The following is a 14049-nucleotide window of genomic DNA, read 5'->3' on the forward strand; positions in this document are numbered from 1 at the left end:
GAATTTAGCCGACCTTTGTATTAGGATAGTTACTAACGAGATATAAGGAGCTGGATAAAATGATGAAGATTACTGATGAAAAAGCCGAGGATGTTAATCTCTCAACAATTAAAGTCGTCAAACGGGATGGTCGTTTAGTGACTTTCGATGATCAAAAAATATACGATGCTTTGATCAAAGCTGAACAAAAAATACATGACCAAGTCACTCCTTTGACACATCAAAAAGTCCAATCGATTGTTGCCGATGTCAATCGAGAAATTGCCGAACGTTTTACCAATAACGTAAAAATTTATGAAATTCAAAATATTGTGGAACATACTCTGCTATCCAACAACGAATATGCCTTAGCCGAAGAATACATTCATTACAGAACCCAACGTGATTTTGAGCGTAGTAAAGCGACTGATATTAATGTATCTATCGGCAAATTAATTAATAAAGATCAGACTGTCGTGAACGAAAATGCCAACAAAGACAGTGACGTTTTTAATACGCAACGTGATCTAACCGCTGGGATTGTTGGAAAATCAATTGGTTTAAAGATGTTGCCTTCACACGTGGCTAATGCCCATCAAAAAGGCGACATTCATTACCACGATTTAGATTATCATCCATATACGCCCATGACAAACTGCTGTTTAATTGATTTTAAAGGCATGCTAAACAATGGCTTTAAAATTGGGAACGCTGATGTCGAATCACCAAAATCAATTCAAACGGCCACTGCACAAATTTCTCAAATTATTGCCAATGTAGCTTCCAGTCAATATGGTGGTTGCTCTGCCGATCGGATTGATGAATTATTAGCGCCTTTTGCGGAACGTAATTATGAAAAACATTTAGCAGATGCGCAAGAATGGATTGAAGGAGAAGAACGCCAAAAAGCATTCGCTCGGAAGAAAACGAAAAAAGATATTTTTGATGCCATGCAAAGTCTTGAGTATGAAATTAATACCTTATTTACTTCCAATGGACAAACCCCTTTTACTTCTCTGGGATTTGGTTTAGGTACCAACTGGTTTGAGCGAGAAATTCAACGGGCGATTTTACAAATCCGAATTAATGGTTTAGGGATTGAAAAACGAACAGCTATTTTCCCAAAACTGATTTTCACAATTAAACGAGGCGTCAATGCGCAACCTACTGATCCAAACTACGATATTAAACAACTGGCACTGGAATGCGCAACGAAACGCATGTATCCTGATGTTTTAAACTATGATAAAATCGTTGAACTAACAGGTAGTTTTAAGGTACCAATGGGCTGTCGTTCCTTTTTACAAGGCTGGAAAGACGAACAAGGTGAAGAAGTAAATGTTGGCCGAATGAATTTAGGCGTTGTGACCTTGAACTTACCAAGAATCGCTTTAGAAGCGCAAGGAAGCCAAGAAAAGTTCTGGCAAATTTTAAATGAACGTTTAGCGATCGTTAAAGATGCTTTGGTTTATCGGGTTGAACGTGTTAAAGAAGCTAAACCAGCGAATGCACCGATTTTATACATGTATGGTGCATTTGGAAAACGTTTAGCTACACAGGATGCCGTAGATGAACTGTTTAAAAACAAACGTGCCACGGTTTCACTTGGCTATATTGGCTTGTATGAAGTGGCTTCTGCCTTTTACGGCGGTGCTTGGGAGGACAATCAAGAGGCCAAAAACTTTACACTGGATATTTTAAAAGAACTGAAAAAAAATGCCGACAACTGGGGCAACGAATACGGCTATCATTTTAGTGTCTACTCTACACCGAGCGAAAGCTTGACTGACCGTTTTTGCCGTTTAGATACTGAAAAATTTGGCATCGTCGAAAATATTACAGATAAAGAATATTACACAAATAGTTTCCATTATGATGTACGCAAAAATCCAACGCCTTTTGAAAAACTTGATTTTGAAAAGGATTATCCAAAATACTGTTCTGGTGGTTTTATCCACTACTGTGAATACCCCATGTTACAGCAAAATCCCAAAGCACTTGAAGCCGTCTGGGATTACGCTTATGACAAAGTTGGCTATTTAGGAACCAATACGCCAATTGATCATTGTTATGCCTGTGGTTTTGAAGGGGACTTCCATCCAACTGAACGTGGCTTTGAATGTCCAGAATGTGGCAATCATGATCCTAAGACTTGTGATGTCGTTAAACGGACTTGTGGTTATTTAGGTAACCCGCAAGCTCGCCCAATGGTACACGGTCGTCACAAAGAAATTTCCTCTCGTGTTAAACATTTAAAAAATTAAACTCGATTATTCTATAGAAAGAAGTTTTGCTGATGCGTAATCCGAAACCACAAGAATGGAAAACCGAAGACTACAGCCAAAAAAAGATTGCCGATTACAAAGCGTTCAACTTTGTTGATGGCGAAGGTGTACGCAATAGTTTATATGTGAGTGGCTGTCTCTTTGCTTGTGAAGGTTGTTTTAACAAAGCTGTCCAAAATTTCAATTACGGTACGCCGTTTACAGAATCTTTAATGAATCAAATTATTGAAGATTTGTCCCATGACTATGTCCAAGGTTTGACTCTTTTGGGTGGTGAACCTTTTCTGAATACAGATGTTTGTCTTAGTGTAGTCAAACGTGTGCGGGAAACATTTGGCTCAGCCAAAGATATCTGGTCTTGGTCTGGGTATACCTTTGAAGAACTACTTTTAGAAACGCCTGATAAGCTTGAACTACTCCATTCAATTGACATTTTAGTTGATGGGCGCTTTGAACTGGCAAAACGTAATTTAAATTTACAATTTCGTGGCAGTAGTAATCAACGGATTATTGATGTACCCAAATCACTTGCTGCTGGCAAAGCTGTTATTTGGGAAAAATGTCATGACGCCGAAACGTCTTATGAACAAATCAAAAAATCAATTTAAAAAAGTTAGCCCTTTAGCCATCTCTTGAGGATGTGTCTAAAGGGCTAACTTTTTTCCCATAAAGGTAAAACAATGTTTTCATACGCTAGTGGATCTAAATTCGTTAAAGTAATGCCTAATAAACGGATTCCTTGTTCTAAACCTAAAATATCTTCCCAAATTAAATTCGCTTGATAGAAAAGTTCTTCTTTTTTAGAAATATATTCAGGTAATGTCACACGTTTCGTAATCGTCGTATAGTCAGTATAACGAACTTTCAGGACTACTGTTTTGCCATGCTTTTGCACTCGTTGCAACGCACGCTCAACCCCTGCTGCCAATTGTCTCAATTGAGCCGTAACCTGCTCTTCCGTCGTTAAAGGGGTGCCGTAAGTATGTTCTTTCCCTACCGACTTACGATCTCTAGTCACTTGAACTGGCGCATCATGGATACCGCGGACTTTACGATACAATGAATAACCCATTTTACCGAATAACCGAATCAACGTCATCTCATCTTGCTTGTATAAATCTGCTCCAGTAAAAATCCCTAGTTCATGCATTTTGGGCACTGTTTTTTTCCCGATTCCGTGGAAATCTTCAATCGGTAATGCTTTCAAAAAATCTTCGGCCTCTTCTGGTAAGACAACCGTCAGGCCCTTTGGTTTCTGAAAATCTGATGCTAACTTGGCTAAAAACTTATTGTAACTAACACCTGCCGAGCAAGTTAACTGCAATTCATGCCAAATATCATATTGGATCATTTTCGCAATTTTAATAGCCGACTTACTGTTGACCTTATTTTCAGTTACATCTAAATACGCTTCGTCAATAGATACTGGTTCAATCACATCTGTATAGCGGCGAAAAATTTCACGGATTTCTTGAGAAATTTCACTATATTTCTGATAATTACCTGGCTTAAAAATAGCACTTGGACATAGTTCATACGCCTTTTGAGCACTCATAGCCGAGTGAATACCGTACTGTCGAGCAATATAATTCGCTGTGGTCACCACTCCTTTGCCCCCAGTATCACTTGGATGGCGCGCAATAACTAACGGATGTCCTACTAGCTCTGGATGATCTCGTTCTTCAACTGAAGCAAAAAACGCGTCCATATCTATATGTATAATTTTTCTCGACGTATCTTTTTTTAAGGGAAAACGTAATTCGCTCATCATTTTGATTCGCCTCCTCCCTCCATTATATACGAACGTCCGTTCTTTTTCAAATTGAAACTTCTTTATTTCAACCAGAAAAAGCTGAAAATCCGTGAAGTTATAAACACAGATTTCCAGCTTTTTAATTAAACAACCAATTGTTTTTTTTGATTATAGTAGCCTTTATAGGCAAGATAAGTTGCAATCACTGAACCAATACTTGTTGCTGATAGCAACATAAAAGTCACCATAATCTGATATTTTATCGCATGGACAGGATCAACGCCCGCAAAAATTAAGCCTGACATCATCCCAGGCAAACTAACAATTCCGACAGTTTTGGCAGAATCAATCGTCGGCGCCATCCCGGTTTTCACACTTTGTTGGATGATTGGTAAAGAGGCGAGTTTGATAGTTGCACCTAATGCTAGTTTCTCCATTACCGCTTGCCGTTGGTTTTGAAAAAGAGTATCTAAATTGCGATAGCATAAACCAATTGCCACCATCGAATTGCTGGCAATCATCCCACTGATAGGAATGATTTGAGAAGGAATAAATTTAATAGAACCAGAAAAAATCAAAATACCAATGGTAATTCCTGTACTACAACCAATTGCAATGAAAGAAATCAAAAAGCCCTTTTGTAATTGCTGGCTGCGTTTTTTTGCATTAAAGGCTGCGTTGGAAACAATCACCAAAACCATGATGAGCGTTAAAACCAGGTTATTGACTTGAAAAACATATTTTAATAAATAGCCGACTGCGACTAATTGAATGACTGCTCGAATCACACTAATAATAATATCTTTGGTAAAACCTAATTTTTCTTTAGTACTAATAATTAATGCGACCACCACTAGCATGGCTGAAAAAAATAAGGATAAATTATTACCTGCTAAATCCATCTGTCGGCGCCACCTTTCCTGCTACAATACGAATCACTTGCTGTGCTTGCTGAATTTCTTCGGTATCATGCGTGACACGAACCAGCGTGACTCCTTGCTCTTTGTTTAATTGGTTTAACAATTGATTGACAATCTGTTTGCTTTCTTCATCTAATCCCGTTGTAACTTCGTCTAATAATAAAACATCTGGTACAAAAATAATGTTTCGTAGCAAAGCAACCCGTTGTCGCTCACCACCAGAGAGTTCGGCTATTTTCTTTTCAAGATAAGCAGCGGGCAATTTCATTTGTTGGAGCAATGCCACGACTTTTTCCTGATTAAACGCTTCTTGTCTGACGGTAAATGGAAATAATAAATTATCATACACGGTTTCACCAAATAAAGTTGGCTGCTGAAAACAATAAGAAACCTTTTGGCGGTATGTTTCGATTGGTATTGTAGTAATTGGCGCTTCTTGATAAAAAATTTCGCCTTCTGTAGGACTTAATAATGAAGATAAAATTTTTAAAAATGTACTTTTCCCGCTACCTGAAGGACCAACAATTGTTGTATTGCTGCCTGTTTCAAATGACAAATCAATATCAGAAAGAATGCTACGACCATTTACTTGATAAGACACGCCTTCTGCTCGCAATAAATTACTCATGTTTCTCTCCTTTTTTAAATGGAATGATATTCTTTATATACTTCTTGTTTTTTTACATTTCTCAATTTGGCCACTTCTTTGATTGCCTCTTTTGAACTCCGTCCCTCTTCCTCCATTAAAACTTGTACATGTTCTTTGAGGGAAATAGCTGGCATTGCTGCTATTGTCTCTTTCTCACCAGTAAATCCGCTAACTAATAAACAACACTCGCCTTTTAGCGTATTTTCTGCTAAATATTCTGTTAGTTCTCCTAAGGTACCACGCAAATACTCTTCATGAAGTTTCGTTAATTCTCGACAAATCACAGCGGGACGTTCTTGACCATAGACTTCAGCAAACGTTGCGACCGTTTTAGCAATCCGATAGGGGGACTCATAAAAAATCTGTGTCGGCCGCTCTTCTTTTAATGCTGATAACACGTCTTTCTGTTCTTTTTTCTTTCTTGGTAAAAAACCATAAAACGTAAATGGCTGTGGTAAAAGACCCGAGGCAATCAAGGCGGTCATTCCTGCCGTAGGTCCTGGCAAGGCAATCACTGCCAGTTCTTCTTCAAGACATGCTGTAACCAATTCATGACCAGGATCACTAATTGAAGGCATACCTGCATCGCTAACTTGGGCAATCGTTTCACCACTCAGCAATCGTGTAATCAGTTGAGGAATTCGCTCTTTGTAATTATGTTCGTGTAAACTAATTTGTGGTGTTGTAATCTCAAAATGATTTAGCAATTTTTGTGTGTTTCTTGTGTCCTCACTAGCAATCACCGTTGCTTCTTTCAATATGTTTAAACAACGAATACTCATATCTTCTAAATTGCCGATCGGTGTTGGGACAAGATACAATTTTCCTTTTGTTGTTTGCTTATCAAAACTTTTCTGTTTTTGCATAGCGCATCCCTCATTTTCCTTTTTCGTTCTATAAATAGATAAAGGTTTGATTTGACAATCGATTGACTGTCAAACCAAACCTTTCCTTTTTATTTGCAGTGTCCACTAGACTTAACGCGTACGTTCCCCATAAATAACATCAAGACAAAAGGCACATTCTTCATCATTTTCACGTCTTGAACCATATAAAATATTGCAGACATGGAAGCCCTCTTCATAAAGTTTTTCCAAATTCATACGTGATTTTGATAGCTCTTGTTTTTCAGTTTCAGTTGTATTTCCTGCTAACTTATTCAGTTCTTGGAGATGCTCCCGTAAGCGTTGGTTTTCGATTTCCAACGTGGTATTTTTTTCTACCAACTCATGGAGTGCTGCTTTAATTTCTCTTAATTGTGTCACGGAACTGTCTAAATCAGTTTCCAACGAATTTAATCCATCATAGAGCGAACGTTTATCCATTTTGATCACCTTTTTCAGCAGCAACTTTCGCAGTAGCTTCTTTGATTTCTTCGTAATCATAATCCGCTGCGATTTCACGACCATGCAGACGAACTTTGACAATCCGACTTAATAGATTCAACCCGACGACTTTGCCTTTGCCATCTGGTGTTATTACTTCTTTTCCATAATCTGGTAATTCTTTTTTAGCGGCTTCATATTCGTCGTTTTCATATTTCAAACAACACATTAAGCGGCCACATAATCCCGAAATTTTGACAGGATTTAAAGATAACCCTTGATCTTTAGCCATTTTGATTGAAACTGGCATAAAATCTCCTAGAAATGTTGAGCAACATAGTTGTCTGCCACAAGGGCCAATGCCACCTAATATTTTCGCTTCATCTCGGACACCAATTTGACGTAACTCAATTCGCGTCCGGAAAATAGCTGCTAAGTCTTTGACTAATTCACGAAAATCAATTCGCCCATCTGCCGTAAAGTAAAAAATCATTTTGCTACGATCGAAGGTATATTCTACTCGCACTAATTTCATTTTTAAGTCATGAGCTCGAATTTTTTCATTGGCAATGCTTTTGGCAGCTTCTGCATCAGCCAAATTTTTTTGTTCTTTTTCTAAATCATTGGCTGTTGCTTTATTTAAAATGGGTTTTAGGTCCTCTGGTAAATCGTCTGAATCGACTGTTTTTTTAGGAATAGCAACAGTAGCTAATTGTTTTGACTGTTGAGATTCAACGAGTACTTTCTCATTATAAATATACTCAGATTTTCCAGGAGCAAAATAATAGATATGACCGGCTTCACGGAAGCGAACTCCTACTACTTCTACCATTTTATTCCTCCTAATCTAGTTCAAGTGAACGTCGCTTCAATCGGTTAAGGAACTTGCTGAAACAACTAAGTTCCTACTATATTATGAAACTGAATGCCACTTGGCACTTTTTTCCTTTATGATTTAGGGTGAATCATTTGGATAACTAATTGTTCACAAACATTTTGCCAACTAACATTGGCAGTCCATTTTTGGCGTGCTTTCAAAATTAGCGCCAACCGTTCCGCCTGCTCTTCCGTTACTTTTTTGGCTTGCTGTGTCGCAACACTTTCTTCCAATAATTGACGGTAATAAACCATGAGCAAGTCAAAGCTAAGCGCTTGTTGTTCTTTTTCCTTAAATACTTTGACCATTTTCTTCTGAACGTAGATAAATGCCTGTAAATCATTACTTTTTAGATAATTAAACCATTGCAAAATGATTTCCCTAGCTTCATTAAACCATTCATCTTGAGAGATTTCAACTGCTTTCTCAAAACTATTTGTCAGCTCAGCTAAAAGGGTTGCAGTCTTTTCACCAATCCCCTGTTTGATTAAGCGATCAATTAATGTTTTTTTGACTAATGGTTGAAAATGTAAGGTTTGGCATCGTGATTGAATCGTTGGTAAAATTCGAGAAAGCGAAGTGGTTTCTAAAATAGCTAAAATTTGTCCTTCTGGTTCTTCTAAAAATTTTAAGAGACTATTGGCTGCGCCGGTACTCATTTTATCTGCTTCTTGAATTAAGAAAACTTTTTTAGCAGTCTCGACCCCACTTTTAGAAAACTCCGCTTTTAATTCACGGATTTGGTTCACTTTGATGGTTTGCCCATCTGGCGCAATTCTTAAAACATCTGGATGTTCATTTTCATTAATCCGCACACAATTATGGCATTCGTTACAAGGCTGTTGATTTACTAAATTCGTACAAAAGACATGTTTCGCCATCCATAAGCCAAATTCTTGTTTTCCAGTTCCTGTATCTCCTTCAAAAAGATAAGCATGGGCAAGACGACCATGCTCAAAACTTTTTTGGAGTTGCTTGTACAGCAAAGGTTGCATTTGCTGTAGCTGTTGTGCTTCATTCATCTTAATATTGATGGAATCCTTCAACTGGTAAGACGAAGCAAGTAGCGCCGCCTACTTCAACTTCCACAGGATAAGGAATTTGGCCATCCATTGTGATATCTAAAGTCACAGGTGTTGAAACATATTGTTTTCTTGATTGACATGTTTCTTTAATTAAAGCTAATGTTTCGTCGACACGTTCATCATCAATCCCAATAATAAATGTGCTGTTTCCCGCTTTTAAGAACCCACCTGTTGAGGATAATTTTGTAGCACGAATATTGGCATCAATAAATTCATTGGCTAATCGGTTACTATCTTTGTCTTGTACAATGGCTAAAATAATCTTCATGGTCTACACCTTCCTATAATTAAAAGTTTTCTGGATAACGTTCAATAATCGCCTGATACGTTGCTTCTACGACAAGTTCTAAACTCATCCGTGCATCAATCTTTTTGATACGTTGTGGATTTTCTTCTGCTAATTTCAAATATTCATGACGAACACGTTGATGAAATTCTAATCCTTCTGAATCTAAGCGATCAATTTGCTGTGTTCGATTTTCTTGAATCCGCCGTAAGCCAGTATCTGAGTCAACGTCTAAATAAATTGTAAAATCTGGTGAGACACCTTCTGTCGCAAACGCATTAATTGAAGCAATGGGGGCAATCCCAATTCTACGCCCAGCGCCTTGGTAGGCTAATGAGCTGTCAACAAAACGATCACATAGGACTAAATGACCCGCTTCCAAAGCTGGCAAGATTTTTTCCACTAAATGTTGACGACGAGCAGCTGCGTAAAGTAAAGCTTCTGTTCGCTCATCCATTCTGTCATTTCTTGGATCTAAAATAACTGTTCGAATCTTTTCGGCAATCGGTATGCCGCCTGGTTCTCTTGTAGTGACAATTTTTCGTTTTGACTCTTTAGCTAATCTTTCAGAAACTTCCTTCAAAACACTGGTTTTGCCAGCGCCATCTGGACCTTCAAATGTGATAAAAATACCCTGCACGTGCGAAAACTCCAATCAATTTTTACTTGTATCTATTATACTTCATCTTGCTCTATCAGTCTAATTGAAATCCTTATGTCCTATTTAAAGTGATGCATCCGCTGAAAAAAAGAAACTGAAAAAGAAGTACGGAAAAGCTTGAACTGCGACATTTTCTCACAGAAACGACCTACTTCGATTTCAACCTCTTTTTCCAACGATGTTTCTTTTAAATTTCTCGACGTCCTTCGACTGCTTTTAGCAAGGTTATTTCGTCTGCATATTCAATATCGCTGCCGACAGACAAGCCGTGTGCCAAACGAGTAACGGTGATTCCAGCTGGTTTAATGAGCCGTGATAAATACATCGCCGTCGCTTCTCCTTCAGTGGTAGCGTTGGTTGCTATAATGACCTCTTTCACTTCATCATCGTGCAATCGTTTGATCAAAGAGGCAATATTAATATCTTCTGGTCCTGTTCCTTCCATCGGTGAAAGCACCCCGTGGAGTACGTGATACAAGCCTTGATATTCACGCATTTTTTCCATTGCCATAACGTCTTTTGGTTCTTCCACTACTAAAATAATACTACGGTCACGATTTTTATCTTGGCAAATTTCACAAGGATCTTCTTCAGTAATATTTCCGCAAATACTACAGAAATGGAGATCTCTCTTGACACTAATTAGCGCTTTTGCAAAAGCATTAGCATCTTCTTCTTTCATATCAATTGTATAAAAAGCAAGCCGTGTCGCTGTTTTTTGACCAATTCCTGGTAATTTCATATAACTTTCAATCAATTTTGCAATCGGTTCTGGATAATTCATGAGGCTTCTACAGTCCTTTCTTAGCAAGGCGTTTCTGTTATTACTAAACGAGTTATAACAGATTTTGCGTCACTGAATATCTTATCACGCCCTGTCAAAAAAGCAACTGACAATTACTGCTTTCTAATACAAAAATAAGTCGTTAGTTACGAGCACTAAACGACTTGTTTTTGTATTAACCAATCCAGGTTTCGTGTGTATAGGCCATTTCCCAAAAAGCGTATTCCATCTCACTGCTGATAACAAAAGCGGTGATCATAGCTGCTTGTTCTTGTGGTGAACTTTCTTCATATAATTGGTCTAACAGTTGGCGTTCCTCTTGGACGTGTTGGTACGCTTCCTCCCCAGCATAGGTTTCGATCCAACGTTGGTACAGTGGCTCTGATGAGTGTTGTTTGACTAACTGTGCACCAATTTCTTGATAGAGCCAAGAACAAGGCAACATACTTGCTGCGGCCGTCTTAGGCGTTCCTTCAATAAGTTGGCGATACATATGAGAAACATAGTGATAAGCGGTTGGTGCAATCGGTGTCGCTGCAACTTCTTCTTCCGTAATCGCTAGTTCTTCAAAAAAAGTTTCACGAATAGCTAATTCGCCCAACGCGAGATTTTCCGCATTTGTTAAGAGTAATTTTTTCAATCGAGGTTGTTGCGTTTGCGCCGCAATCAAGCGATAAAGTTGACTAAAGTGTTTTAAATAGTAATAATCTTGAATTAAATAGTAGCGAAAAATCGTTGGACTCAAGGTTCCTTCATGTAACTCTGTGATAAAAGGATGCTGAAAACTCCCTTGCCAAGAAGCTTGCGCTTGATCTTTGGCTTGTTCTGTAAATGTCATAGGTTTCTCCTTTACGTTAGAAAAATAAACAAATTTGTAAAAATGATGATCAAAATAGCAAGCCCAAGACTGACTTTTGCTGACACAAAATGCTCTTTTCGACTTCTGGTGGCCCCTTCTTCATAGCCATGGGCAGACATTGCTTCCGTATATTTATCTCGCCAAGAAACAGCAACGAGGAGTGTTTTTACATAAAGCATCGGCGACCAAAAATGAAACGTTTTGCCACGGAGTAGGCTCGCTTCTTTTAAATCATTAATTTCTCTTTTCACTTCCGGTAAGGCGTGAACCACCACTAAAATTCCATAAACAAAGTTTGGTGCTAGCCCCTTTTGTTCCAATAACAACAATAATTCTTCAAAATCAACGCCTACAGCAAAAGCTAGTCCTAAACCGGCAAAGGCATACGTTCGACTAAACAAAAGCCAGGCTTGTTGACTACTCGTACCATGCAAATAAATAGACCAAAACGTCCCGATTGCTGGTAAAAGTGGCAAGAAAAATAACCAAAGCAGTAAGCGGGATTTTCGCTGGCCTATTAAAAAAATGACACAACCCATAAAAACCGCCAAATTTGCCAAAATTGACTGAGAAAAAGATAATTCAAAGGTCAAAATAAGAATCAAAGAAGCATAAATTGCTGCATTTGTTTGCTTTATTTGCATGTGGTTCCCTCCTGCCAGATAATCAGTTGTTGCTGCAGCAATTCTATTCGGTAATTGCTCACGCCAGAGAGAGGTTCTAGCCGATGCGTGACAATTATAAAATCTTGTTGCGCACTTTTTTCTTTGATCCATTCAACAAAATAATTGCATGCTCGCTCATCTAATCCAGCAAAAGGTTCATCTAAAAGTAAACAGTCCAAATCTAAGCTCAGCAAACTAATTAATTGCACCATCTTTTTTTGCCCTTCACTTAGTTGAAAAACACTGTGCTCTAGTTTTTCTTTTAAACCTAAAAAAGTTAAGGCTTCCTCTTGTTTTCTTCTTTTTTCTGCTGTCATGTTCTGACCAAACAAAAGCTCTTCTCGTAAAGTCAACGTGACAAACTGACGATTGGCTTGTTGCACCGCTAATGTCATGTGTTGATACAATTTTTTTGAAGCCCGCAAGCGGCGGCCCGCCAAGAACATTTTTCCTTGATATTTTTGTCTCTGAACGATGGCTTTTAATAAGGTGGATTTCCCCGCCCCATTTGGCCCCGTCAACGTGGTAATTCCTTTAAAAAAAAGCGCTTCTTTTTCTTCAAGTAGCACTCGTTTTCCCTGAGACAAACGAAATTTTTTCAATTGGAGCATTGGTTGTTTTACCGCAGAATTTGTGAGTTGAAATGTCTGCGGTTTTGTTTTGATAAACGTCAACGGTTGCTTTTCAAACTGGCCGTTTTTCAACGTAACGACTTGGTCCACAACATCAGCGTAATCGCTGAAATCGTGGTCGCACACCAAAATCGTTTTGCCGGCTTGATGGAGTCTTGCTAAAATTTGAATAAATTGTTTTCGAGAGGTTGGATCAATACTTGCAAAAGGTTCATCTAATAAAAGAATATCTGGGTTCATTGCTAGCAGAACTGTCAACGCCGCTTTTTGTTTTTCACCACCAGATAACGTCGCTAATTCTCGTGTGAATAAGGTTTGAGTCTGAACAAGTTGAAGCGCTGTTTGGATTTTTCGGTTCATTTCTTCAGGCGAGATTCCTAAATTTTCTAAAGCAAAAATCAGTTCTCGTTCCAAGGTTTTCATTGTAAATTGTTGACTGGGGTTTTGAAACAGCATGCCAATTTTTTGCGCCTTTTCACGAGTTGATAATTGTCGGCGCTCCATTCCTTCAATCAAAATTTCTCCTTGGTAATCAAGCGGAGCAAATCCGGCAATCAATCGTAAGAGCGTTGATTTTCCACTACCACTATCGCCAATTAATAAGGAAAACGTTCCTTGAGGAATTGCTAAATTTGTCTTTTCAAACAAGGGTTGTTCTCGTGAAAAGGACACAGCTTTTAATTGGATACTATTCATTTTGCCTTCACAGCTAACCCTTGCGCAGACTGAAACATTCGTAAAATAACTTTCGTTAAGAAAATACCAAAGAAACAAATAGAAACGAACCGAACGCTAATTAAAGCAATGTTCATCCTCAGTCCGTAATTGCCATAACCAAACTTAAAGTATTCATACACATAACTAAAAATAGTCGTCCCAATCGCACTATAAAATAACGTGAGTGTATCGTACCGTTTGTAGCGTGTCACAAAAAAGCCACTTTCACTACCTAGGCCTTGAATCACACCAGAAATTAATACACTAGGTCCGAAATACGAACCATAAAGCATTTCTGCCAAAGCGGCTAAAACTTCCGCCAAAACAGCACTTCCCGCTCGTGGAATCAGCATCGCTGCAATTGGTGCCACCATGGTCCACATTCCAAATAAAAGCTCATTGGCAAATGGACTCAGTCCTAATGGTAACAGCGCAGCATTCAATAACGCATAGAGGAACCCTGCCCCCATAAAAACACCGCCAAACAAAAAGGCTAAAAAAGCGAGTAAGACGACTTGTTGCAATGACCATTTTTTCAATAAAAAAACTCCTTTCTCTTAACAAAAAGCAAA

16 protein-coding genes are annotated in these 14049 nt (G+C 38.4%); 2 read left to right on the forward strand and 14 right to left on the reverse strand.

Annotated elements, in window-relative coordinates:
• Nucleotides 1-59: 59 nt before the first annotated feature.
• Both nrdD and nrdG read left to right on the forward strand, forming a co-directional pair.
• On the forward strand, nt 60-2243 hold the full coding sequence (gene nrdD / locus IGL23_RS10695; RefSeq protein WP_002385686.1) for an anaerobic ribonucleoside-triphosphate reductase: 2184 nt from the start codon (nt 60-62) through the stop codon (nt 2241-2243).
• A gap of 32 nt (nt 2244-2275) precedes the next feature.
• A complete protein-coding gene (gene nrdG, locus IGL23_RS10700) occupies nt 2276-2872 on the forward strand; it encodes an anaerobic ribonucleoside-triphosphate reductase activating protein (protein ID WP_002356379.1) in 597 nt (198 codons plus the stop codon).
• 44 nt (nt 2873-2916) lie between these two features.
• On the opposite strand, the gene dinB is transcribed toward nrdG, so the two are convergent.
• The 14 genes from dinB to IGL23_RS10770 all read right to left on the reverse strand — a co-directional run bounded on the left by dinB (nt 2917) and on the right by IGL23_RS10770 (nt 14016).
• Entirely contained in the window at nt 2917-4032 is a 1116-nt protein-coding gene (gene dinB / locus IGL23_RS10705) for a DNA polymerase IV (protein ID WP_023894966.1), read from the reverse strand.
• Between the two features lie 128 nt (nt 4033-4160).
• On the reverse strand, nt 4161-4919 hold the full coding sequence (locus tag IGL23_RS10710; RefSeq protein WP_430619651.1) for an ABC transporter permease: 759 nt from the start codon (nt 4917-4919) through the stop codon (nt 4161-4163).
• Nucleotides 4903-5565, reverse strand: a complete 663-nt coding sequence (locus IGL23_RS10715; RefSeq protein ID WP_033594410.1) for an ABC transporter ATP-binding protein — start codon at nt 5563-5565, stop codon at nt 4903-4905. Before IGL23_RS10715 ends, IGL23_RS10710 begins: the two co-directional genes overlap by 17 nt.
• Nucleotides 5566-5579: 14 nt before the next feature.
• Nucleotides 5580-6452, reverse strand: coding sequence for a 16S rRNA (cytidine(1402)-2'-O)-methyltransferase (gene rsmI / locus IGL23_RS10720; RefSeq protein ID WP_002356373.1), 873 nt, complete (start codon nt 6450-6452; stop codon nt 5580-5582).
• A gap of 111 nt (nt 6453-6563) precedes the next feature.
• Nucleotides 6564-6911, reverse strand: a complete 348-nt coding sequence (locus IGL23_RS10725; protein WP_002356372.1) for a DNA replication initiation control protein YabA — start codon at nt 6909-6911, stop codon at nt 6564-6566.
• Complete coding sequence (locus IGL23_RS10730; RefSeq protein WP_002356371.1) at nt 6904-7743, reverse strand: PSP1 domain-containing protein; 840 nt, start codon at nt 7741-7743, stop codon at nt 6904-6906. The genes IGL23_RS10725 and IGL23_RS10730 overlap by 8 nt, the downstream gene beginning before the upstream one ends.
• A gap of 116 nt (nt 7744-7859) precedes the next feature.
• Nucleotides 7860-8810, reverse strand: a complete 951-nt coding sequence (holB, locus tag IGL23_RS10735; protein WP_002384059.1) for a DNA polymerase III subunit delta' — start codon at nt 8808-8810, stop codon at nt 7860-7862.
• A gap of 1 nt (nt 8811) precedes the next feature.
• Nucleotides 8812-9141: a cyclic-di-AMP receptor gene (locus IGL23_RS10740; RefSeq protein WP_002356367.1), complete on the reverse strand. Its 330-nt coding sequence runs from the start codon at nt 9139-9141 to the stop codon at nt 8812-8814.
• A 19-nt stretch (nt 9142-9160) separates the two neighbouring features.
• Complete coding sequence (gene tmk / locus IGL23_RS10745; RefSeq protein ID WP_002356366.1) at nt 9161-9799, reverse strand: dTMP kinase; 639 nt, start codon at nt 9797-9799, stop codon at nt 9161-9163.
• 208 nt (nt 9800-10007) lie between these two features.
• Nucleotides 10008-10604, reverse strand: coding sequence for a recombination mediator RecR (recR, locus tag IGL23_RS10750; RefSeq protein ID WP_002356363.1), 597 nt, complete (start codon nt 10602-10604; stop codon nt 10008-10010).
• 175 nt (nt 10605-10779) lie between these two features.
• Nucleotides 10780-11442 (reverse strand): thiaminase II, encoded by a 663-nt coding sequence (gene tenA, locus IGL23_RS10755; RefSeq protein WP_033594409.1) that lies wholly within the window; start codon nt 11440-11442, stop codon nt 10780-10782.
• 11 nt (nt 11443-11453) lie between these two features.
• Nucleotides 11454-12107 carry a CbiQ family ECF transporter T component gene (locus tag IGL23_RS10760; protein ID WP_002362491.1) on the reverse strand — a complete coding sequence of 218 codons (654 nt, stop codon included), beginning with the start codon at nt 12105-12107 and terminating at the stop codon, nt 11454-11456.
• Nucleotides 12098-13456 (reverse strand): ABC transporter ATP-binding protein, encoded by a 1359-nt coding sequence (locus IGL23_RS10765; RefSeq protein ID WP_033594408.1) that lies wholly within the window; start codon nt 13454-13456, stop codon nt 12098-12100. The genes IGL23_RS10760 and IGL23_RS10765 overlap by 10 nt, the downstream gene beginning before the upstream one ends.
• Nucleotides 13453-14016 carry an ECF transporter S component gene (locus tag IGL23_RS10770; RefSeq protein WP_033594407.1) on the reverse strand — a complete coding sequence of 188 codons (564 nt, stop codon included), beginning with the start codon at nt 14014-14016 and terminating at the stop codon, nt 13453-13455. The genes IGL23_RS10765 and IGL23_RS10770 overlap by 4 nt, the downstream gene beginning before the upstream one ends.
• Nucleotides 14017-14049: the final 33 nt, after the last annotated feature.

It is taken from the genome of Enterococcus sp. MSG3299 (assembly GCF_050555765.1).
Taxonomy (GTDB): Bacteria; Bacillota; Bacilli; order Lactobacillales; family Enterococcaceae; genus Enterococcus; species Enterococcus faecalis.